Annotated in this window: 22 protein-coding genes and 1 pseudogene; 5 read left to right on the top strand and 18 right to left on the bottom strand. The window is 61.2% G+C overall.

The window, feature by feature from the left end; all coding sequences use genetic code 11:
- The first annotated feature begins 82 nt into the window (after nt 1-82).
- The 5 genes from PSH76_RS30510 to PSH76_RS30490 are packed head-to-tail and all read left to right on the top strand — an operon-like array spanning nt 83 to nt 7706.
- Complete coding sequence (locus tag PSH76_RS30510; RefSeq protein WP_017781026.1) at nt 83-910, top strand: heteromeric transposase endonuclease subunit TnsA; 828 nt, start codon at nt 83-85, stop codon at nt 908-910.
- A 13-nt stretch (nt 911-923) separates the two neighbouring features.
- Nucleotides 924-2984 (top strand): Mu transposase C-terminal domain-containing protein, encoded by a 2061-nt coding sequence (locus tag PSH76_RS30505; protein ID WP_017781027.1) that lies wholly within the window; start codon nt 924-926, stop codon nt 2982-2984.
- Nucleotides 2977-4587: an ATP-binding protein gene (locus PSH76_RS30500; protein ID WP_017781028.1), complete on the top strand. Its 1611-nt coding sequence runs from the start codon at nt 2977-2979 to the stop codon at nt 4585-4587. Before PSH76_RS30505 ends, PSH76_RS30500 begins: the two co-directional genes overlap by 8 nt.
- Nucleotide 4588: 1 nt before the next feature.
- Nucleotides 4589-6091, top strand: a complete 1503-nt coding sequence (locus PSH76_RS30495; RefSeq protein ID WP_017781029.1) for a TnsD family Tn7-like transposition protein — start codon at nt 4589-4591, stop codon at nt 6089-6091.
- Nucleotides 6084-7706, top strand: coding sequence for a Tn7-like element transposition protein TnsE (locus tag PSH76_RS30490; protein WP_017781030.1), 1623 nt, complete (start codon nt 6084-6086; stop codon nt 7704-7706). The genes PSH76_RS30495 and PSH76_RS30490 overlap by 8 nt, the downstream gene beginning before the upstream one ends.
- A 658-nt stretch (nt 7707-8364) precedes the next feature.
- Here PSH76_RS30490 and PSH76_RS30485 read toward each other — a convergent pair.
- The 18 genes and pseudogenes from PSH76_RS30485 to PSH76_RS30400 all read right to left on the bottom strand — a co-directional run bounded on the left by PSH76_RS30485 (nt 8365) and on the right by PSH76_RS30400 (nt 22138).
- Nucleotides 8365-9336, bottom strand: a complete 972-nt coding sequence (locus tag PSH76_RS30485) for an ExeA family protein (protein WP_017781032.1) — start codon at nt 9334-9336, stop codon at nt 8365-8367.
- Complete coding sequence (locus PSH76_RS30480) at nt 9326-10963, bottom strand: DDE-type integrase/transposase/recombinase (RefSeq protein WP_202820957.1); 1638 nt, start codon at nt 10961-10963, stop codon at nt 9326-9328. The genes PSH76_RS30485 and PSH76_RS30480 overlap by 11 nt, the downstream gene beginning before the upstream one ends.
- A 4-nt stretch (nt 10964-10967) precedes the next feature.
- Nucleotides 10968-11543: a recombinase family protein gene (locus tag PSH76_RS30475; protein WP_021263840.1), complete on the bottom strand. Its 576-nt coding sequence runs from the start codon at nt 11541-11543 to the stop codon at nt 10968-10970.
- Nucleotides 11544-11996: 453 nt separating this feature from the next.
- Nucleotides 11997-12440 (bottom strand): trans-aconitate 2-methyltransferase, encoded by a 444-nt coding sequence (locus PSH76_RS30470; protein WP_021263841.1) that lies wholly within the window; start codon nt 12438-12440, stop codon nt 11997-11999.
- A gap of 62 nt (nt 12441-12502) precedes the next feature.
- Entirely contained in the window at nt 12503-13906 is a 1404-nt protein-coding gene (locus PSH76_RS30465) for an MATE family efflux transporter (RefSeq protein ID WP_021263842.1), read from the bottom strand.
- Between the two features lie 58 nt (nt 13907-13964).
- Nucleotides 13965-14351: a VOC family protein gene (locus PSH76_RS30460; RefSeq protein WP_021263843.1), complete on the bottom strand. Its 387-nt coding sequence runs from the start codon at nt 14349-14351 to the stop codon at nt 13965-13967.
- 67 nt (nt 14352-14418) lie between these two features.
- Nucleotides 14419-14895 (bottom strand): VOC family protein, encoded by a 477-nt coding sequence (locus tag PSH76_RS30455; protein WP_021263844.1) that lies wholly within the window; start codon nt 14893-14895, stop codon nt 14419-14421.
- A 43-nt stretch (nt 14896-14938) separates the two neighbouring features.
- Entirely contained in the window at nt 14939-15373 is a 435-nt protein-coding gene (locus PSH76_RS30450; RefSeq protein WP_021263845.1) for a glyoxalase/bleomycin resistance/extradiol dioxygenase family protein, read from the bottom strand.
- Between the two features lie 74 nt (nt 15374-15447).
- Nucleotides 15448-15903: a VOC family protein gene (locus PSH76_RS30445; protein ID WP_047472104.1), complete on the bottom strand. Its 456-nt coding sequence runs from the start codon at nt 15901-15903 to the stop codon at nt 15448-15450.
- Nucleotides 15900-16058 carry a hypothetical protein gene (locus PSH76_RS30440; protein ID WP_021264033.1) on the bottom strand — a complete coding sequence of 53 codons (159 nt, stop codon included), beginning with the start codon at nt 16056-16058 and terminating at the stop codon, nt 15900-15902. The genes PSH76_RS30445 and PSH76_RS30440 overlap by 4 nt, the downstream gene beginning before the upstream one ends.
- Nucleotides 16059-16083: 25 nt before the next feature.
- Nucleotides 16084-16527 (bottom strand): nuclear transport factor 2 family protein, encoded by a 444-nt coding sequence (locus PSH76_RS30435; RefSeq protein ID WP_021264032.1) that lies wholly within the window; start codon nt 16525-16527, stop codon nt 16084-16086.
- Between the two features lie 86 nt (nt 16528-16613).
- On the bottom strand, nt 16614-17006 hold the full coding sequence (locus PSH76_RS30430) for a YciI family protein (protein ID WP_021264031.1): 393 nt from the start codon (nt 17004-17006) through the stop codon (nt 16614-16616).
- A 54-nt stretch (nt 17007-17060) separates the two neighbouring features.
- Nucleotides 17061-17441: a YciI family protein gene (locus PSH76_RS30425; RefSeq protein ID WP_021264030.1), complete on the bottom strand. Its 381-nt coding sequence runs from the start codon at nt 17439-17441 to the stop codon at nt 17061-17063.
- A 75-nt stretch (nt 17442-17516) separates the two neighbouring features.
- On the bottom strand, nt 17517-18809 hold the full coding sequence (locus PSH76_RS30420) for an RNA polymerase sigma factor (protein ID WP_079398510.1): 1293 nt from the start codon (nt 18807-18809) through the stop codon (nt 17517-17519).
- Nucleotides 18810-18892: 83 nt separating this feature from the next.
- Nucleotides 18893-19201, bottom strand: a pseudogene (locus PSH76_RS30415) (recombinase family protein); the annotation flags it as partial.
- Between the two features lie 176 nt (nt 19202-19377).
- Nucleotides 19378-20442 carry a LysR family transcriptional regulator gene (locus tag PSH76_RS30410; RefSeq protein ID WP_021263988.1) on the bottom strand — a complete coding sequence of 355 codons (1065 nt, stop codon included), beginning with the start codon at nt 20440-20442 and terminating at the stop codon, nt 19378-19380.
- Between the two features lie 22 nt (nt 20443-20464).
- Entirely contained in the window at nt 20465-20938 is a 474-nt protein-coding gene (locus PSH76_RS30405) for a cupin domain-containing protein (protein ID WP_021263989.1), read from the bottom strand.
- Nucleotides 20939-21157: 219 nt separating this feature from the next.
- Nucleotides 21158-22138, bottom strand: coding sequence for a GlxA family transcriptional regulator (locus PSH76_RS30400; RefSeq protein WP_021263990.1), 981 nt, complete (start codon nt 22136-22138; stop codon nt 21158-21160).
- Between the last annotated feature and the right edge of the window lie 11 nt (nt 22139-22149).

Raw genomic sequence — 22149 nt, 5'->3', positions numbered from 1 at the left:
TATCATCCTTACAAATAAAGTTTCATCCTAAGCCTGTATCCGCTATGTTGAGGTCATCGACACGGTGGATGCAGGCTTTTTCATGTCTGGAACATTCAAGGGCCTGACCCAGGCACAGATTGATAGAAGGCTCAAGGAGGGGCGTGGCCAAGGCCAGGGACGGGACTACAAGCCGTTCATCTACACCAGGGATGTGTCCTCGTTGGGGCGCTCCCACCGCCTGCCTGGCAGCAAGACCCGGCGTCTGCACCATCTTTTATCCGATCTTGAACTGGCCATTTTCCTGACCTTGGATCGGTCTCCCCAGGTCACTGATATCCGTGAGCAGTTCCCGATGCGGGCCGAAGATACGGTGCGCATCGCCGAGGAACTTGGCCTTGCTCACGGTCGCTACAAAGGAATCCCTCAGGTTCTGACCAGCGATTTCCTGGTGGATTTTGATGACCCCCAGCGCCCATCCGTCGCGATCCAGGCCAAGTACAGTGCCGATCTGCAGAAGCCGGAAGTCATCGAGAGACTTGAACTTGAAAGGCGCTACTGGCAGGAAAAAGGGATTCCCTGGTTCATCATCACGGAGCGCGAGGTATCCAGAGAGGCATTTGCCAATATCCAATGGCTCTATCCGGCCCATGCTGAAGACGACATTGCACAGGATGATCTCGCACACTATCAGCAGCTGTTCTTGCTCGAGTTTCAGCGTCACCCAGACCGGAAGCTGACCGCCATTGCCCAGGAAATGGATACTTCCGGCCAACTGGAGGCTGGTCAAGCACTCTATTGGCTACGCCAGCTGCTGGCTCGGCACTGGTTTCTCTTCGATCTTGACACCCCTTACCGCGTGCTGAAGCCGAAGGATCTAGCTGCCAACCCTCATCAGATTCATCAGGAGCTGATCAGTGTTGTCCGTTAATCAGGTGTTCCGTATGGGAGAGCTCCGAAAGCGCCTGCTCTGGTCCGGTACCGAGCAGGCTGTCTGGATTGATATCGATTTGGACACGGCGCTGCCCGAATCGATATCGGTTGCAGAGCTGGAGCGTCTGATTATTGAGGGTGAGCTGGAGAGCATTGGCGATCCCTTCGAGGAGACGGTCCTTCGGGAGGTGGAGGCAGGCTCCCCTGACCAGCTGAAACGTGATGAGGCGTGGGCGATGCTGGCGGATTATATGCACGATCCCCAGCTTTTCGTGCGGCGCCCCAGAGGGCTCATTGTCGGAAGCATCATGCAACGCCATGGTGTCACCAAACAGACGGTGTACAGATTACTGAGGCGCTACTGGCAACGAGGCATGTGTAGGAACGCCCTCTTGCCGGACTATGTCAACTCGGGTGCCCGTGGCAAGCGCCGAAAGCCGAACAGAGCCAAGCTGGGCAGGCCAAGAGTGGTGATGGCGGGGAAAGGGCGTAATGTCACGCCGGATATCGAGCGCATTTTTCGCCGGGTCATCGAGGAACGCTTGCTCAAGGAAAAACATCCGTCCATTCCTGATGCCTACGCCTCCGGGCTGAACCTGCTCCGTGCTGTTCAGCCGGAGCTGCCGACCTCCGAACTGCCTACATTGGGGCAGTTCCGGTACTTCTATGGGCGCGAATATCATTTCACCGACACCTTGCCGCGCAGGATGTCCGCAGTGGACTTTGCCAAGGACTTCCGGCCGCTCAACAGCACATCGACGACTGAGACCCTGGGTCCAGGATACCGTTACCAAATAGATGCCACCATCGCAGATATTTATCTGGTTTCAGAGCATGACCGCAGCCTTATCGTCGGCAGGCCTGTCGTTTACATGGTGCTCGACGTGTTCAGCCGCATGGTCGTTGGTATGTACGTCGGATTCGAGGGGCCCTCCTGGGTCAGTGCCATGGTGGCATTGGCCAACACGGTCGCCGACAAGGTCGAGTATTGTCGCCAGTATGGTTTGGAGATCGATGCCAGCGATTGGCCGGTCAAGGGTTTGCCGGATGTGATACTGGCCGATAAGGGCGAACTGAACGGCACCAAGGTTGAGGCATTTTCCCAAGCCTTCGGCGTCCGCATCGAGAACGCACCGGCCAGGCGAGGTGATGCCAAGGGCATCGTCGAGCGCTATTTTCGAACGGTGCAGGAGCGTTTCAAGCCTTACGCCAGCGGTGTGGTCGAGGACACTACCAGCCGGAAGCGAGGTGGCCACGACTACAGGCTTGATGCCAGTCTGACCTTGCCCGAATTCACGAAAATCATCATTGCCGGCATCCTCCACCACAACAATTTCCACACCCTGAGCAAATACGACAGGGCTGCGGGAATGCCGGGCGATCTGCCGGCGATTCCAGTCATGCTGTGGAACTGGGGCTTGGCCAGCTTGACCGGTCGGTTGCGCACTGCGCCGGAGGAACTGGTGTGGATCAATCTCTTGCCCCATGAGTCGGCCACGGTTTCGGAGCTGGGAATCAGGCTATTCGGCTGCTTCTACAGTTGCCCGGAAGCAATCAGGGAGGGTTGGTTTCACCGAGGCCAGGGGCGTCGGCCGACAGGGGTAACGGTCGCATACGACCCGCGTAGTGCGGACCATATCTACTTGCGGCCGTCCAATAGTCTCAAGGATTACTGGGTTTGCGATCTTGCCGACCGTAGTCGACGTTTCAGGGGGATGACCTTCTGGGATGTCTGGATACTGTCCAGAGAGGAACGGCGGAGCGATGTCAATGCGGCGTCAAAAGCCTTGGCGGAAAGAGGCAAGCTTCTGGAGCAGATCGAGTCGATTGTTGCCCAGGCAGAGAACGCCAGTCCGCTCAAAACTGGCATTAGCAAGAAAGATCTGGGCACCCAGATCCGCGAGAACAAGCAGCAGGAAAAGCGCCAGGAGCGCCTGAAAACAGCATTTAAACCTGAGAAAGCACAGCGGGCGAAACCCGCGGAGGTGATCCCACTGCGGGGCGAGAAGCAGGAAGATTATGCCTTTCCGGATCTCAGTGACCTGATATTCAAGGAGGAAGAAGATGACTGAAGAATTACAGCGCGGAGTGATTCCCCTGGCGCGTTATCATGAGCAGCAGCTTCCCGAGTATCAGGACAATCCACTCATCAGTGCATTACCTCCGATTCCTGATCTGCAGGAAGTGGTCGGCCTGATGCAGCAACTTCCCAGTTTCGAGCCGCAGGAGGCGCTTCTGGATGGTCGGCTCCGGGCTCATGCCATTGCCCGTCTGTTGCACGGCTTCTTTCAGCCACTCAGCCACCACTTGGAGCTGGAGAGCAAGATCAGCCTGATGATCCGTCAGGGCTACATCGGTCGGAACCCGGCCAGCGGTGCCTGGTATGCACACCTGCAGAATGGCTATCGCCGGGTGGAGGAGGAGGATCTTGATGCGGCGGTGTACCAGAGTGTTACCTCCACAGCCAACAGTTTGTCGCTGTTCGGCTGCTCCGGTTGCGGCAAGACGCGCACGCTGGAGCGGATTCTGGGTATGTACCCCCAGGCTCTCCATCACCCCGATTACAACATCACTCAATTGGTCTATCTGAAGGTCGACTGCCCCATTGACGGTGACCTGGATGAGCTGTGCCTCAGCTTCTTCAACGAGGTAGACAAGATCCTGGGCACCCACTACAGCCGTAGCCACGGACGCAAGAAGCTGGGTACCAAACGTTTGATGGCATCCATGTGCCAGGTGGCCAACCTGCACGCACTCGGAGTGCTGATCATCGATGAAGTTCAGAACCTCAACGAGGCACGCTCCGGTGGTGCCGAAAAAATGCACAATTTTTTCGTGTCGTTGGTGAATACCATTGGCGTTCCGATCATTCAGGTCGGTACTCACCGGGCCAGCAAGTTCTTCCAGCGCACCTTCCGGGCAGCGCGTCGGGTCTCCGGGCTGGGCAGTATTCGCTGGGACAGGTTGCCTCGGGACGAGCACTGGAAGCGCCTGTTGAAGCGACTCTGGAAGTACCAGTGGCTACGAAATGCGGCGCCGCTGGACGATGAGTTGGAATCGACCATGTACGACCTCACACAAGGGGTCATGGACATCGTCATCAAGTTGTTCGCGCTGGCGCAGATCAGGGCAATAGTGACAGGCGTCGAGTGCATCAAGCCGCTGTTGCTGCGCAGGGTTTTCGAGGACGAGTTCAAACCGGTCCACCCGATGCTGGCGGCTTTGCGAAGTGGCAGGCCCGAACTGATCGCTAAATATGACGATCTGCTGATGCCGGAGATCGAGGGACGTTTGCTGACCCTGAGTCGCTCTCTGGATAACCTCCCCCAACCGAAAGCGCCGGCACTTCCGGCAGACGACAAGGCCAAGCGGCTGGCTTCACTGCTCGAAGAGATGGAAATCCCGAGGGATATTGCCATTCCCATAGCCGATGAATTGGTGGTTGAGTATCCGGATATCCCCCTGGCGGCCCTGATTCATAAGGCCACAGCTTACCTCGCACAGGACGTTCCCAAGAGGCCCAGCGTTTCCCGAGTTAAGCGGACGGAGTGGCGATGTCTATCCGAAGAGGATCTGCGTCGACGTTATGCCGATGGGCCTGAAAGTGAGGCCTACGACAGATTCAAGCAGGCTGGTCTGATCCTCGATATGCGGCCTCTGCTGAGAGCGAGCTAACGTGTACTTTCCCAGGCTCTATCCGGACGAGCTGCTCTACAGCGGCATTGCTCGCTGCCGGGTCCATCTGGGGATCAGCAATCACAAAACTCTGCTTCATATGGCGTTCGGTGACAGCAAGGTCGCCGCCATCACCGACCTGCCCACGCACTTGGCCGCTCTGGCGAACAACACTGGGCTGGATACGGCGAACGTGATCATGCATCACACGCTGTTTCCGCTCTATGCCCCCTTCATTCCAGCGAAGCGGCGTAACGATCTGTTCCAGGCCATGCTTGCTTCCGACCGGTCGACCATCGGTCTGGCTGGGTCTTCGGCGGCTTTGGTCAAGTGGCCCGACTGGCTGCGTTACTGCCCTGTCTGTTTTGAGGAAATGGCTGCCCGTTTCGGTGAGACTTATTGGCGGCGAAGCTGGCAGATTAAAGGGGTAGATGCCTGTCCCGAGCATGGCTGTCAGCTCCTGAACTCACCTATCCCGTTCCGTCGAGCGCAGCGGCATGAATTTCATCCGGCCTCGCCATTGTTTCTGCCCTGTGACTCTCGCACGAGCCCGGCGAGCGAAGAAGCTATCAGGCTCGCCAAGACTGCCACGCAACTGCTGGCGCTTGAAGAGGCGCAATCGCCTGGCTACGGTCGCTGGACCAACCTGTACAGGTACCTGGCCACAGAGTGCGGTGCCAGGCGTGGCCGGCAAGTTAGGGCTGAAGTCATATGGGAAAAGATCCTGGAATCTCACTGCAGGAATTGGCTTACTACGAATGGTCTGCTTTCCCACGAAGAGCCTCCGCCCTGGCTGCTGGCGATGTTCAGGAAGCATCGCAAGGGATTCAGTGCGCTGCAGCATCTGATCGTCTGGACTAGCCTGCGCCCCGGCCAGCATGCTGGCGAGCTGATCGGCGAGGCGAAGACACGCCAGGCCGACGTTTCTCCCGATCAGTTTGCCAGGCAACTTCCGGCAAGGGCAGGCCAAACACAGATGTACCGTACCCTTTGGCTGCAAGCACTGGATAATCACGGTGGAGCCAAGGCAGCTCGACAAAATGGCGGGGATGCGTGTTATGCCTGGCTCTATCGTCATGATCGGCACTGGCTGATGGCTGCGAACCAAGCCAGGCAGCGTCGACAGGGCAACAACAGCCACATCGATTGGCGAGCGCGCGACAGGAAGCTAGTACGTCTGCTGATCCGGCTTGGCAAAGACAGCGAAGATGACCTGACCTTGCCACGCAGGAGCCGCAACTGGTTCCTGCAGCAGCTACCCCATCGGGCATCAATTGAGCACCATCTCGATCAAATGCCTCTGTGCCGCACCTTCCTGAATCGCTATGCCGAGTCCGTCGGCGAGTTTCAGATTCGCCGCCTGACTGCAGCGATGCAGGAGGATATTCGGGTCGGCATATCATCCAGGCGCTGGGAGTTGGAAAAGCGTTGTGGGCTGGAAAAAAGCAGTATGGCACCGCTGACCACTGCGTTCATTCGATTGATAGGAAGATGGATTGAATAGGACCTTATTCCGTCAGATCCAGACCGGATCTAGGCTGTTGGCTATTGGAAACTTGTTCAGAGCCCCTACTCCTGGGGCGCAGTGGCGACTGGCGGCACTCTTCGAGGGTAATGGCCAGTCGCAATTGAAGCGGTTTCCACTGGAAATGTCCTGTGTCCTTGCGGTTGGTCGCGAGTTTCCTGGCGAAGAAGGGGCCCCTTACCGGTCCAGTGGTTTCAAGAAGGCGGTGGTGCTGCCTCCAATAGATAGCTGGCGGGAAAGGCAATTGGGTGACTGTCCAAGGCTCGCCAGAAGGCTGGCTGCAAATCCTGAGATATCTGGACAGCGATGCTTTGTGTTCGAGGTTGACGGTCTGACCGTCTGGTTACCGAAATTCGAGCTGGCACGCAAACTGTTCTTCCACGCAGCTTTCATAGTCCGTGCAGCCTTCGAGCCGAATGGTCTAGACATGGCTTTCACAATCTACAAAGAGGGCGATGCTGTTCATATCCATACGCCTACGAAGACGGGCGCGCCAAGTCAGCTTCTCAAAATTAAGGGATATAGGGACCACTTCAGTTGGCTGCTACTGAATCAGGATGTGAAGCGATCCTTCGAGTCAATCTGGCAAAGCCTCAACCAAGAGCAAGAGCGCACATCGCAAGAGTCGGCATATGCCAGGTGGAAGTTCGACTTCATGGCACCCATTTCCCTAGCGGGTACCACCATGAATATGCGAGGCCCTTTTGATCCGAAAAGCAACGAGTTGCTGGTCTGGGAAATCGAAGCGCTTCAAGGCCTCAGCTTCAGCCATCGAGGCGATATTTTTTTCCACCATCCTGCCCTGAAGCAACCAGTGAGGGGAGAGGGTACTGGCTGTGTATCCGTGCCATCGGGAGCTGAAGAGGTGGAAGTAGATGCTATCGAAGAGCCGACTGCTGCCAAGGAACCAAGGCTGATTCATCTACCCGTTGAGGGAATTACTTTTGATGCTCAGTTGAGCACCAGGATTGCCTACAACGGGGAGCGTGCCAGCGGTCATGGCAAGAAGATCGACGATGAGCAATGCCCGAGCAAAGAAGGCCAACTCTTAGGCGTGGCTGATCCTGTGAGCGGTGGCAGCATAGCGCCAGGGGAATTCCAGCAATTGGGCGAGGGTGATAGGGAGGAGCATGAGCGGTTTGCAAATCGCTTCTCGTTGCTCCGTGAGGTCATTGAACAGATCGCTCAGGAGCCTCGAATTACGCTGGTATCACTGGAGGTGAGACCATTGCCACCCGTTCCGCGCTGCAGCTATCACATGCTCGATCACGAAAAACCACGCTGTTATTTGCTGGCAAAATTCAAACTGCCAAACGGCAATCAGCGCTACCTTCTAGAAATAGACACCTCAGACAACCGCAAGACCATGTCAACACGGATCATGGGCTTCAAAGCAGGTGTTGAGGCCGAGAAATGCATCGACAGGATCTTGAGGCAGACAGTGAAAGGTTCGTTGCGCTGGCCGCACACTATGGCGAAGTTCTGTGAGCCTTTGCGCTCTGTACATCACCCGAAAGAAAGCTCATTCGGTGTCAATCATGCCAAGGTGTTCGAATGGAAGCAGCGTATAGAAGCCTGTCTTAGTCGGGAGTAAAAGGCCGGTGGACCCGGCCTTGCGATGCGGGGGCTATTAGGTCACGTAAATGAAAATCTGGGTGCATTCATCACCGGTAGCTACAACCTTGCACTGGATGCGCTCCATGATTTCCTCTCCTAACTGACGCGCTGCGAAGTCGAACCTGAGCAGGTAGGACTTCTCGCTACGCTCGGCCTCCCAATATGAAAGTCCCTGATCGAGCTGGACGGTCAGCTGCCTTCCGGAGCGCAACTGCAGTTGCAGCTGACGGTAGTGCGGCAAAGATGGGAGGCTGAGCACCTCGCCTTCGAAGCCGCAGTACTCCAAAGCCTGACGGATAGCTTCATCGCGCTCCTGAGATGTCCGCCAGTCGTGCCAGCACTGCCAAGGTGAGCGGTTGTCATCTTTCTGGTACTGACGCCCCTGGATGCGGATGGCGAAGTCTCCATCGCTATGCCTGCCCAGCTCATGAATAACGTTGACCAGCAGATTTACGACTAGCTGTAACGACCTGCAAACGAAAACACCCCGACCTGCAATCGACGCGATTTTCGACCGGAATTAACTGCGACTGTCCGGTCCAGCAAACCAGCATTAGCTGCGAATGAACCTGCATTGATCCGTGCGGACCTGCATTCCATTGTCGCCAGCCAGCATTAGCTGCAAATGTCGGGACTCAGATCGGCAAACCCGCTGCCAGCATCTTGTCGCGTAATTCGACGGCCCGAGCCGGGTCGAGCGTGTTGCTGAATAACGCCTTGATCTCGGTAGGCTTGGCGTCGAACTGTTCCACTAGGTCCTTGAGGCGGTAGCCGTGGCGCGTGAGGGTCGGCTCCAGGTCATCCAGCTGTCGCGACAGCACCGAGTGCACGAGTTCCGCCGACACAGGCTTCTCGCCGGTCAGGTAGCCGGCCTCCAGGGCCAGGCTGAGGTGCAGTTGAATTTGCAGTGGCGTGCGCAGCTTGGTGGCCAGCAGGTCAATGGCGTCTTCGGTCAGGATCGACTCGGGTTCGAGCTTACCCTCGGTGCAGGCGTCCAGTAGCCAGTGAATGTATTCGCGCTGACTGCCGGTGATGCCGTCGAGCGAGAAGATGTCGGTGCGGTAGCCGATTTCCTCCATCGTCGGCCGCCGCAGGTCGTTACGCAGCTTGGGGTGTCCGGCCAACACGATCGACAACCGGCCGTTGCCGTCCTCGACCAGTTCCATCAAGCGTTTCAGACCGGTCAGGGTATGGCCGTTGAGGTCGTGGGCCTCATCGACGAACAGCGCAACCGGGCGCTTGTTCTTCCTCACCAGCTCGCGCAGATCGCGCTCACGCTTTTCGCCCTGGGTGGGGATGCGCACCTGCTTTTCGGTGGAGAGGTCGTAGAACAGCGCGGCGATGAAGGTGGCCAGCTTGATGCTGTGCTTCTCGATGGCCAGCGACTTGGAGACCGTGATCTTCTTTTCCTCGTCCATCGCCTGTTGCAGTCGGCGCAACATCACGGTCTTGCCGCTGCCGATGACGCCGCACAGGGCAATCAGCCGCCCTTCGAAGATCGCCCCCTTGATGTCCTTGATCAACTGCTGATGGTGGCCGGTTTCAAAGTAGCCTGCCTGGTTCAGTGGCACCGCCAATCCGTAGTGCTGCATCACTTCAGCCCGCATGTTCTTCTCCTGCTTTCTTGTGGCGGAAGTAGCCCCGCACACGCTCCAATACAATGCGGCGTGTCAGGGTTTCGCTCAGCACCTGGTGGATGAAGGATTGATCGTCGGCGGAGAGCTTAGCCAACGGCTGCGCCAAGTCATCGGCAATGGCGAGCTTGGCGGCGATGGCGCTGGGAAACCGGTATTCGTGCGCCTCGGCATCGAAGGGTTGGCGCAGCAGTGCCATCGGCGTGGCGGGAGGTGCCAGCCGCACGTCGTCGCCGGCCAATGCGGCGATGGGCAGGCCAAGTTGGTCGGCCAGCGCGCGGATGCGATCAGCACGCTCATCCGCCTTGCCGCGTTTGAAGGCGCGGTAACGATGCACAGGGATTGGCCCGGAGACGGGGTAGTAAGGTCCGAAGCGCTCCCCCTCGAATTCGGCATAGAGTTCGTCATCGAACAAGCCCCAGAGCAACACCACGGTTTCGCCGGCCATGTCGGGCTCCACCTCGTAAGCCGTGCCGTCGATGGTGACACGGGCATCGACACCGACCTTGCGCCGCTCGGGTTCGCGGGCGAAGCGGCAGAACTGCTCCCAGGTGCACATCTCGCGCAGGCCCTCGGCTGGCAGGTTGGCCAACCAGTCCTCGATCCGCGAATGCGGTTCGGCACGATGCTCCTGGGTGTTGTAGGTGCACACCAGGTAACTCAGCAGCCACTCGTTGGCTTGGGCCTCGGTTTCCGGCTTATGGAAGTGATACAGCGTCTCGTGAGCCTCCTTCACCGTGCGGAATGGTCGCTCCACCTTGCCTTTCGAGCGGGCCGTGGTGCGGGTGCCATCCTTGCCGGCCGGAATGTGCGTCTGCCATTCGATACTCAGCGCCGCCATGACGTTCTGGAAGACCCGGCGCTTGGCCACCGGGCCGTTGTCCAGGTAGATCATTTTGGGGCGGCCTTGGAAGGGAAAGGTCGGGTCGGCCTTCGGTGCCATGGCGTTGAACAGGAAGCGCAGAGCCGACTCGGCATCTTCGCCATACACACAGTGGTATTCCTGGTAGGCCACTCCGCTGCGGTCGTCCACTACGCTGAACAGCATCAACGTCGGCTCGCCCCTGGCCGGGTCGATCCAGTCCGGCTTGTCGATGTGTTTGAGGTCGGAGGGCGACAGGTCGAATTGCCAACAGTCGTTGCTGTGTGCCGCCTGAAAACGCGTGGCGGGCGGTTGCCGCAACAGTCGTGACTGATCCAGATGCCAGCGGCTGAGGTATTCGTTCGCTGTGCTGCGGGTCAGTATCCCCTTTGGCGCCTTGACCAAGCCCCGCTCGGTTTCCACCCCGTAGTCCTCCAGCAGCTCAATGGCGCGGCGGGTGGACAGGTGTCGGCCTTGCTTGTTGGTGGTGCGCAGCTTCAGCGCCGCGATCAGCTCGCAGTAGCGCTCCAACTCGGCCTGCGGCAACACGCGCGGCCTACCGTGATCGGCGCGGTGGGCCGCGTGGGGTTTATGGAGAAGGTTCAGCGCCCGGTACACGGTGCTCGGTGACACGCCGTACAGTTCGGCTATCGCGGCTACCTGGGCGGTCCGTTCGGGGCTTTTCTTCGGCAGGCGGTCGAGCCGCTGCCGCAACTGCATCAGCGAATCGGTCGGAATGGTTTTACGCCGCCCGCTGGGCATCCCGCTCGGCCTCGGTCAGGTAGTTGTAGAGCGTCGAGCGGCCGATGCCCATCATTCGGCAGATTTCCGCCACGGTATGTTGCCGCTCGTGGTAGAGGCGTAGGGCAAGCTCCTGCTTGGCCGGATCGAGCCGTTTCTTGCGCCCGCCCTTGCGGCCTCGCGCCCGCGCGGCGGACAAGCCGGCCTGAGTGCGCTCGCGGATCAGGTTGCGCTCGAACTCGGCCAGGGCGCCGAACAGGTGAAACACCAGGCGGCCACCAATCGAGGCGGTGTCGATGCTCTCCTGCAAGCTGCGCAGGCCGACGCCGGCGGCGTCCAACTGCTCAACCAGCCGGATCAGGTCCTTCAGTGAGCGGCCGAGGCGATCCAAGCGCCAGATCACCACGGTGTCGCCCCGGCGCAGCGTGGCCAACAAGGCAGTCAGCCCGACTCGCTCGGCCTTGGCACCGCTGGCGGTATCCTCGAACACGCGCTCGCAGCCGGCCGTTGCCAGCGCATCGCGTTGCAGATCGAGGAGTTGGTCGTCGGTCGAGACGCGGGCATATCCAATCAACATGGCCGTCCATCCAACTATTCAGCGATAGTCCAGTGTAGTCGGATGCTGAAAGATGGAGACGGTAGTTGGATGCCCGCGATGCGAGTTTGCGTGGGAATTGCTGTCGTTTTCAGGAGTCGACCGCACGGTATGTCAAGAGTGGACTTCACTAGGCCCGATATGATCGCCCGGATGGGGCGGTGATGCGCTGGACGCTCCTTTGCAGATGATGGCTACCGACCCTGACCCGACGCCCCCTAACGCGAAGGCTGAACAGTGAGCGTTCTTGCCACCGTTCGCAGATTTGTTGATGAGCGAGATCTTGTCATTGGACAGCACGCCGTCGTCTGTCGAATGCCCGATCACTTCTCGGCGCGCCGATCTGCATCATCGATGGGCACGTGCGCAATGGACACCTGACGGGGAGTTGTTAGGAGTCGGATGCACGAGCGGGCGCGAAATCTGGGAATGTACTCAGGCCCCCGCACGATGCATGTCGGCTGGTGCGACCATCATTTGCTCTACCCCATCGATGGCGAGGCGTCCCCCGGGCGCGAGCGCAGCCGCCATCCGCGGCCATGCGCGCGCGCCGGCATCCGGGTGTCGGCCGTCGAACGCGCCGACGCGCACCGCAACGATCAGATCGAAGGGCGCTTCTCCAGGCCCCAGGACGAAGTCCTCTGCGGCGACCTGACGAAAGGACAGATGCCCCGCTGCGATCGCTTCGCCGGACGAGGCCATCGCCTGCTCGATGGCGTGCGCAGAGCGGTCGATGCCGAGCACCTGTCCCGGTGCCACGCGCGCGGCGATCGCCCGCGCGAGCGCACCCGGACCGCAGCCGACTTCGAGCACGCGCAGCCCGGGCCGCAGCGGCAGCGCGTCGAGCATTTGTTGCAGGCGGGGAGAAAGCCGGGCCATGGTGTGAGCTCCTTCAGTGACGGTCACCGCCAGTCGAGGGATGCGAGCACGTATAGCCGCCATCAAACCCGTGCGGCCTTCCAGCGCCCGCGGCTGAACAGCCACAGCGTAAATAAGCCGACTGCGGCCTCGGAGACGAACACGCCCCAGAACACCCCCGAGTGCGCCCAACCCAGCGGCAGGGCCAGCGCCCAGGCGAGCGGGATCTGGATCAGCCAGAAGAACACCAGGTTGATCCAGGTTGGCGTCATCGTATCGCCAGCGCCGTTGAAGGCCTGCACCGACACCATCCACCAGCCGTACACGAAATAGGAATACGCGAGGATGGCGAGCCACTCGCCGCCGATGGCGATCACCTGCGCGTCGTCGGTGAACAGGGCGATGAGCTGGTCATGCAGGAAGAAGAAGGCCACCGACACCGCCAGGGTGAACGCCATGTTCATCCAGCCGATGCGCCACACGGCCGCCTCGGCACGTGCGGGCTGACCCGCGCCGAGGTTCTGCCCGACCAGCGTGGCGGCGGCGTTGGACATGCCCCAGGCGGGCATCAGGGTGAACATCATGATGCGGATCGTGATCGTCGCCCCCGCCACGGCCTCGGTCGAGACGCTGGCGAGGATGCGCATCAGGAAGATCCAGGCGGTCATCGACACGATCATCTGGCCGATCCCGCCGAACGAGGTGCGCACGATCTGCAGCAGCGTCGCACCATGCCAGCGCAGGCTGGCGCGGCGGATGCGCAGGTGTTCGCTGCCGCGCACCAGGATCCACACCTGCATCAGCACGCCGGCGCCGCGCCCGATGTTGGTCGCGATCGCCGCGCCCTCGATGCCGAGCGCCGGGATCGGCCCGAGGCCGAAGATCAGGATCGGATCGAGCACGATGTTGAGCGCATTGGCGACCCATAGCACGCGCATCGCCGCGGCTGCGTCGCCCGCTCCGCGAAAGATGGCGTTGATGACGAACAGCAGCAGGATCACCACATTGCCGCCGAGCATCCACTGGGTATAGCGATAGCCGTGCTCGATGGCCCAGGCGTCCGCCCCCATCAGCCGCAGCAGCTCCTGCGCCCACACGATTCCGGCCAGCGCGAAGGGCAGCGAGACCAGCACCGCCACCAAGATGGCCTGCACCGCGGACAGCGCAGCCTCCTCGCCGCGATGCTCGCCGATGCGGCGGGCGACGATCGCGGTGACCGCCATCGCCAACCCGATCGCGATCGAATACAGCAGGAACAGATAGGTTTCGGTCAGCCCGACGGTGGCCACCGCCGACGGCCCGAGCTTGGCCACGAAGAAGATGTCGACCACCGCGAAGGTCGATTCGAGCACCAGCTCCAGCATCATCGGCACGGCCAGCAGGAACACCGCGCGCTTCAGGGGAATGCGCGTGTAATCGGCGTTCGTGCCGCGCAGCGCGGCGCGAACGTCGGCCCACAGGCCGGTGGAGGCAGTGCCGGTGGACATGCTGGGATCTCCTGTAGGGGGGTTCTAGTTTGGGGGGGGCGGCGGCTGGTCGACGGATTCAGGCCATCGAATACAGGCCGATGCAGTTGCCCTCGGTGTCCGTCACCAGCGCGCAGTGGCCGTACTCGCCGATCGAGAACTTGGGCTTGAACACCTTGCCACCGGCTATTTCGACACGCGCTTGTTCGACGGCGCAATCCTCGCAGCCAAAGTACACCAGCGTGCCACCGCCGCCAGAGGGCACCCCGTCCATCTTGGCCAACATGCCGCCTGCGCCCGGGCCGGGCATGTCCATCGGAAAGGACAGCATCTGCATGTCCTGGGCTTCGCCCTCGGGCGACTTCAGCTCAGCCAGCTGGCACTGGAACACCGTTTCGTAGAACTTGCGCGCGCGCGGCATGTCCTGCACGTAGATCTCAAACCAGACGACGGGATTGGGTTTCATGGGATGCTCCTTGGGGGTTGAGGCATGTGGGTTCCGACCGAAACAGGGTGGGTCAAGGGCAGCGCGCTCAGCGCCCCGCCACGGCCGCCTCGATGGCCGCGACGTCGATCTTGTGCATCGTCATCATGGCTTCGAAGGCACGCCTGGCCTCCTCGCCCCCCGCGGCTATCGCCTCGGTCAGCACGCGCGGCGTGATCTGCCAGGAAAGGCCCCACCGGTCCTGGCACCAGCCGCAGGCATTCTCTGCGCCGCCATTGCCGACGATGGCGTTCCAGTAGCGGTCGGTCTCTTCCTGGTCGTCGGTCGCGATCTGGAACGAAAAGGCCGCGGTCTGCGGGTACGCCGGGCCGCCGTTGAGGCCGAGGCACGGGATGCCCGCGACGGTGAACTGCACGGTCAGTACGTCGCCGGCCTTGCCGGACGGGTAATCGGCGGGCGCGCGATGGACGGCCGTCACCCGGCTGTCGGGGAAGGTCGCGGCGTAGAAGCGGGCGGCCTCCTCGGCGTCCTTGTCGAACCAGAGGCAGATCGTGTTCTTGTGCATGGTCTCTCCTTTCGTGTCGAAGCCGTGTGTGCGGGACAGCCGCTTACGCCTGCACGCCGGGTTGCAGGATCGCCCACTTGAGGCCGAACGGGTCTTCCAGCAGCCCCCAGTCGTCGCCCCAGAACTGGCGCTCGTAAGGAGCGAGCACCTTGCAGCCGGCGGCGACCGCCCGATCCCACCAGGCGTGGCCGTCGGCGACCACGAGTTGCAGGTGGCCGAACTCGCCGCGCTGCGCCGCCGCGTTGCTACCGTCGGCGCATCCGGCGTGATCGGTCATCATCAGCGCGCCGCGATTGATCTCGACTTGGGCGTGGATCAGTCCCGGTGTGCCGTCGGGGAAGGGCATGCGGCCCAGCTCCTTCGCGCCGAAGGCGCGGGCGTAGAAGTCGCAGGCTTCGGCGGCACGGCCAGCCATGGTCATGTAGGGAATCACGCCGTTCATCACGGCGGGGTCGGCGGGGTGGGGTGCGTCGCTCATGGCAGTACTCCTTCGGGTGGGTGAAACGTTTGCGGGTACCTGCTGGTCGTTCGGCGGGTGGCCAAATCGACGGCTCACACCCAGCCTTCGATCTTGAGACCGGAGGCCTTCTCGGCCTCTTCGCGCGTCACCACCTTCACCGTCTGCGCGAACGTCCAGATGTGCCCTTCGGGATCGCGTGCGCGATAGGTCCGGTCGCCATAGAACTGGGTCTGGGGGGGCTGTACGATGACGGCGCCCGCCGCCTTCGCTCGCGCGCAGTGCTTGTCGATGTCCTCGGTCAGGTGAACGTGAACGGTCTGCGTATTCTTGCCGGCGATCGAGGCTGGGCTCGTGTGGTCGGCCGTCCATTCGGTGCCGACCATGATGATGCCGTCGCCGAAGCGCATCTCCGAATGCTCGAGACTGCCCTCGGCGTTCGTGATCACCATGGCGGTTTCGAATCCGAACGCGGCTTCGAGCCATTTCAAAGCCGCCTTCGGATCTCGATAGCAGAGGGCAGGCACTAGCGTCGGGCGCTGCGCGCTCATGACCATGGGCCTCTCGTCGCTTCGTGAATGAGCTCGTCATCCGCGTGACAGTCGAGAATGCTGGCCATGTCGCCGGTCTGGAGCGCTCTCTTCCAAGCGCGAATCAGGTCGCGGACCTGCGCTCCTGGCGGGGTCGTCGAGGTGATGTCGGTCATGGTGTTCTCCTCGGGCTGGAATGCTTCAAGGTTCGAGCCACAGCGCCTTGTAACTCTGCGGGTCGAACGGGGCGGAGAAGTGTTCGTGCACGACCTGCCACTTGCCGTGCTGCTTGCGGAAACAGGCCGTCATGCGCATCCAGCCGGACATCTCCTTGCCGTCCGGTCCGGTACCGCCGCAGCGGTTGAGGCCGTGGGCGAAGGCGAGTTCGTCGCCGGCGGTGATCTGCAGCTCATGGAGTTCGAAGATCATCGGACCGGTGCACATCGTCATGCAGGTTTCCCAATGCTTGCGGTAGGCGTCGGCGCCCTTGAACTGCAGTTGCGCGATCGCATCGAAGGCGACGATGTCCGGCGCGTAGTGGGCGAAGATGCGATCGATGTCCTTGGCGCGAACCGCGTGCGCCCAGTCTTCCAATTGGCTGCGAAGCTCTGTTTCAGTGCGTGCGAGGGTGGATGCGGTGTCCATGACGGGTCTCCTTCGTGTGGGTGAAACGGTCCTGCGTACCGGTTAGTCGATCGGCGGGCAGCCAGATCGACATTCGATCCTCCGGTTCAGCGGGTGGCTTCCGGCGCGGCGAAACCGAGCGCCTGTAGCGTCTGCGCATCCTCCGCGACCGGCCTCACCTCGACGCAGCCGAGCTTTGCTCCCGGGATGCGGGACGCCACCTGGATCGCCTCGTTCAAATCCCGGGCCTCGATCAGGTAGTAGCCGCCGAGCTGGTCCTTGGTCTCGGTCCACGGCCCGTCTGTGACCGACACCCGGCCGTTGCGCACCCGGACGGTGCTGGCGGCATCGGGCGGCAGCAGCCGGTTGCAGCCGAGGTAATGGCCGCTCTGCCGGATGGCGTCGGTGAACTCGCGGTACTCCTCGAAGTGCTTGTCCGCATCGGCACGCGGCATCTGCTCCATCACCTTCTCGGCACAGATCAGGCACAGGTATTTCATGGCTCGTTCTCCTGGTGAATGGTTGATGGGAACCAAATTCGACCCCTACGACGTTCAGCAGTCTTCAGGGTTCGCGTGCCGCAGCACGTCAGCTCTGGCGACGGTTTCGCGGATCGGCCGGATCGGCCGTACTTCGATGCTGCCGACACGCGCTGGCGGGATTCCCGCCGCGAGTCGGATCGCCTTGTCGAGGTCCTTCGCTTCGATCATGTAGAAGCCGGCAAGCTGCTCCTTGGTCTCGGCGAAGGGACCATCGGTGACCGACACCTTGCCCCCACGCACGCGCACCGTGGTGGCGGTATGGACCGATTGGAGCGCTTCCGAGGCGAGACAGTGGCCGCTTGACCGGATCGCCGTGTCGTAGGCGACACAGTCTTCGTCGGGTAGCTCGTCGAGGCGTTGTTCATCGAGGTAGACGAGGCACAGGTATTTCATTGCGTTGCTCCTTCGCGATGGTGTTCGGTTGCGGCTTCCGTACCCTTGGTCGAATGGCAGTTCGCGAGATCGACATCACCCGGACAACTCGGCGAGCCGCCGCTCGAGGAAGCGACGCTCGGGCGCCTGCCGGACCAACGCCAGCGCGCATCGGTAGGCCGCCCGCGCCTCCTCGGTTCTCCCCAGGCGTCGGCACAGGTCGGCGCGGGCGGCGTGCGCGAGGTGGTAGTCGGCCAGCTCGCCGCGGCCGAGGATCGCGTCGAGCGCGGCCAGCCCCGCCGCGGGATCGTGGTGCATCGCCACCGCAACGGCGCGGTTCAATTCCACCACCGGCGACGGCTCGAGCCGCAGCAGCAGGTCATAGAGGGCGACGATCTGCGCCCAGTCGGTGGCGGCGGCGGTGGGCGCCTCGGCATGGACGGCCGCGATGGCCGCCTGTAGCGCGTAGGGGCCGGCGCGGCCCGAGACCAGCGCGTGCTCGACCAGGGCCGTGCCTTCGGCGATCAGCGTCCGGTTCCACCGCGAACGGTCCTGCTCGTCGAGGAGCACCAGATCGCCCTCCGCGGTCGTGCGCGTATCGCGGCGCGACTCCTGCAACAGCATCAGCGCAAGCAGCCCGACGGACTCCGGTTCGGGGAGCAGTTGGGCGAGCAGACGGCCAAGCCGGATCGCCTCGGCCGACAAGTCGGCGCGCGTCAGCGACTCGCCGGCCGAGGCCGAGTAGCCCTCGTTGAACACCAGATAGATCACGCGCAGTACGCTGTCGAGCCGGGCCGGCAGCGCGGCCGGCTGCGGCACTTCATAGGGCACGCGCGCATCGCGGATCTTGCCCTTGGCGCGCACGATGCGCTGCGCGAGCGCGGGCGGTGCGACGAGGAAGGCACGTGCGATCTCCTCGGTGGTGAGGCCGCATACCTCGCGCAGCGTCAGCGCCACCTGCGCCTCGGGCGACAGCACCGGATGGCAGCAGGTGAAGACCAGCCGCAGGCGGTCATCCTCGACGCTGTCGTCGTCGGTCTCTTTGCTCGCCAGGTCGGGCCGGTCATCGAGGTCGTCAACGAAATCGAACCGTGCCCGCCGTCGCAGGCCGTCGATCGCCTTGAAGCGGCCGGTCGACACCAGCCAGGCGCGCGGATTGGCCGGCACACCCTCTCGCGGCCACTGCTCGAGCGCGACACGAAAGGCATCGTGCAGCGCCTCCTCCGCGAGATCGAAGTCGCCGAGCAGGCGAATCAGCGTCGCGAACAGCCGGCGCGACTCGGTCCGGTAGATCACCTCCAATTGCTCGCGCACTGTCCCTGCCGCTCCGGGAGACGTTTCCGGCAAGGGCTGGTGCGATTCGTCCGATGAAACCTTACGGTCGTCCATTTGCGCTTCCTGGGAGTAACGGTGCGGCTTCGAGCCTGTTCCTCACGGCGTACTTTCAACAGCCATTCGTTCTCTGGCAAAGATCATGTTCGCGACAGCAACTTCGCCCCATCCGGGCGCAACTCTCCTTTGGGTGAAACGTGCCTATACAAGGTCTGCCGCGTGATGCCGAGTTCCTGGCAAAGATCGCCCACCTTGGTTTCCGGTTGCCCCATGCTGGCCATCGCCAGACGCAGCTTGGCGGCAGTCATCTTGAACGGGCGCCCCCCTTGCCTACCGCGAGCGCGCGCCGATACGAGCCCGGCAACCGTTCGCTCGGAAATCAACGCCCGCTCGAACTCGGCCAGCGCAGCAAAGATACCGAACACCAGTTTGCCAGCGGCAGTCGCAGTCGCCGTCAAAACCTCGAACGTTCGGACCTGACTCACCTTGTCGCTCATATGACTCTCCTCGTGATTCACGAGGAAAATGAGCCTCAAACCGAAAATCCGCTACGTGGGGTGGCCTACCCGCTTACCATAAGATCATCCTCGCGCATATTTCATCACATCCGACCACGCTCTGACGCTCAGTTGCTTTCACCAGAAGGGTGGCTCTGATTCAGATCGGTCGCCATCGATCGGGCTAAGCTGAGGAGCCGGCGAAGGGCCGGATTGTCGTTGCGCGGCGACCAGATGGCGGAGAATGGAAGGATCTCGGCCGTGATCGGCCGAAACACGATTCCCGGAAAATGGGACGCGGTCATCGCCTCGCTTGTTACAGTCAAGCCGCGGCCAAGCGCTACGAGTGATAGCAAATTGTCCCGACTTACGCGCTGTTCTTGAACCTCGGGGTGGCGGCCGAGGTCGGCTAGGCGCTGTACCAAATAGTCGTGAATCTCTTGTCCGGGCGCGACGTCGCTCACGATGAATGTGGATGTAGCAAGGTCGCGCCAGTCGATTTCGGATTTGGATGTCAGTGGGTGGGAGACAGGCAGGACGGCGAAAACACGCTCGGACCATAAGTGTGCGGTGTCGCAGCCATCCCAAAGCGACGTTCCGGTGAGAAAAGCTACATCAACCCGGAGTTGGCGCACGGCCCCTATGTGGGAATGCGGTTCGCCCTCGACAAAATCAATTCTAACGCCTGGATGGCGATCCCCAAACGTTCGGAAAAGGGTCCAAAGGAAGCCCGAGGCAAGCGACGAAAAGATTCCGACGCGGAGTGTTCCTTCTTCGCCTCTACCGATCTTCGCGACGTCGCGCGTTCCGTCATGAATGGCCTTGAGCCCCTTCCGAGCACGCTGCAGAAATCGCTCGCCGGCAAAAGTGAGCGTAACCCCGGAGCTGTGGCGGTGAAAAAGCGATGCGCCGATCTGATCTTCGAGATCGCGGATACGGCGACTCACGGCTGACTCGCGGACCGAGAGAGCCGCCGCCGCCTTCCTGAAACTTCCAACCTCCGCGGCCACGACGAAATAGCGAATATGGCGCAAACCGAAGCACGGGGTCAGGGTGACAATAGCTTCGTCGGCCGGTGGACTGTCTACCCGGCAATGCTCCGCCCTTATGTTCTGTCGGTCATTGCCAATTCTAGCGACCTCAATCGCGTGCAACGGTGTTGGAGTGCTCGCGATATTCTCGTGCAGACTCATCGGACCACCTCCGCGTCAGCACCTACTCGCTGAACTGATAAGGCGCTCGGGCCGGATTCCCTTTGCTGTCGGTCCAGATGTCGTCCGGAAGGGATCGGTCCCGATGGCAGACAACGCCGTAGTCGGGGTAAGTGATTATGTCGACGGGGGCTCTTGTGCCAACAACAAGGCATCGTGTCGTCGACGCACTCCGGTTCTCAAGGTAGTGACCCACAGCGTCGCCGGCTCGAAATGTCGCCGCGTCGCCAGGTGCAAGAACGGCCTCAGCGTCACCCTCGACCAGGGTGACCGAGCCTTCGAGCACATAGATGAACTCGTCCTCGGCGCTGTGCCAGTGCTTGATCGAGGAACGAGAACCGGGCGGTAATTCTTCGATAAACGCACCGAATTGCGTCAAACCACCGACCTCGCTGATCCAATACACTACGTTGGGACCGCATGGATTGTCGGGCGGCCCTTCCTCGCGGAGCATCTCGTCTGATTTTATTACCGGCATTCAAACTCCTCCAGGGCTGCAGCTACGTTTGCCGATAGCCGAGCCAAAACTGATTGCTCTGTCGTGACGCGGCTGACACTGAACGTAGCCAGCTAGCGCGACGATCAGACCCAGCGGACCTGTCCCTGATGCGTCTCGGGCAGCCTCGCCCTCATGAGGATAGTCGCCGCTAGACGCATCGCTTGGACAAACAACCGTCAACTTCGGCCAGACCTACGATCAGCTGAACCGCTGGCGATACTCGCTGGGTGACACGTCCGCGATTCGCTGGAAGGCTCGACGCAGCGTTTGCTCATCTCTAAAACCGCATACGCTCGCAACTCGCTTCAGGGGTAGATCCCCCTCGGACAGGAGACGTTTGGCCTCTTCAAAACGCATCTTCTCGATTGCGGCAGCCGGGGTTAATCCGACGGCCACACGGAACTTGCGGGTAAAGGAACGCACACTCATGCCAGAGCGGCTCGCCAGTACCTCAACGGAGAGATTCTCCTTTAGATGGCCCGCGGCCCAGGTGAGGAGATCGGAGAAATCGGTGTCCGTCGAAGCCTGAAGCGACAGGCTGGTGCTGAATTGATGCTGATTTCCCGGGCGGCGAAAGTATACCACCAACATCTTCGCGACATCCATTGCAAGCTTCCGGCCGTGGTCATCTTCGACAAGATGCAGCGCAAGATCGATGCCTGCGCTCACACCGGCCGAACTCCAGATGTTGCCGTCGTGTACGAAGATTGGGCCATCAAGAATGGTCGCGCCGTCGCATTTGCGCTTTAGCGTTTCTATGAAATCCCAGTGCGTCGTGGCAAAGCGACCAGCAAGCAAGCCCGCTTCTGCAAGGAGGAACGCCCCGACGCACACGGAGCATACGCGGCGGGAGCGTGGACCATTCTCAGCCAGCCATGCGACTAGCCTAGTGTCGAAGACGCTGTTGTCATTCGGCCTGCCGCCCGGGACGATGATTGTGTCGATCTGCTCGAGGCCGATTTCGCGGAAGGGCCGAGCGAGGATATGCAGGCCGGTCGACGTTGCTACGGCCCCGCCATCCACGGACGCCACCGCGAGATCGTAAAGCGCTACGCCGGTCGTTGCCTTCGAATAACCTGATGCAGTTGAGAAGACCTGCATCGGCCCAACTAGGTCAAGCGCGGTAACGCCGTTGTATGCGATCAGCAATATTTTTCGAACCATCTGGAGCGCGCCCACCTATACCCATC

The sequence above is a fragment of the Pseudomonas sp. FP215 genome (assembly GCF_030687795.1).
GTDB classification, from domain to species: Bacteria; Pseudomonadota; Gammaproteobacteria; order Pseudomonadales; family Pseudomonadaceae; genus Aquipseudomonas; species Aquipseudomonas salmasensis.
Note: the sequence above shows the minus strand (reverse complement) of the source record. Positions and strands in the feature narration are given on the sequence as shown.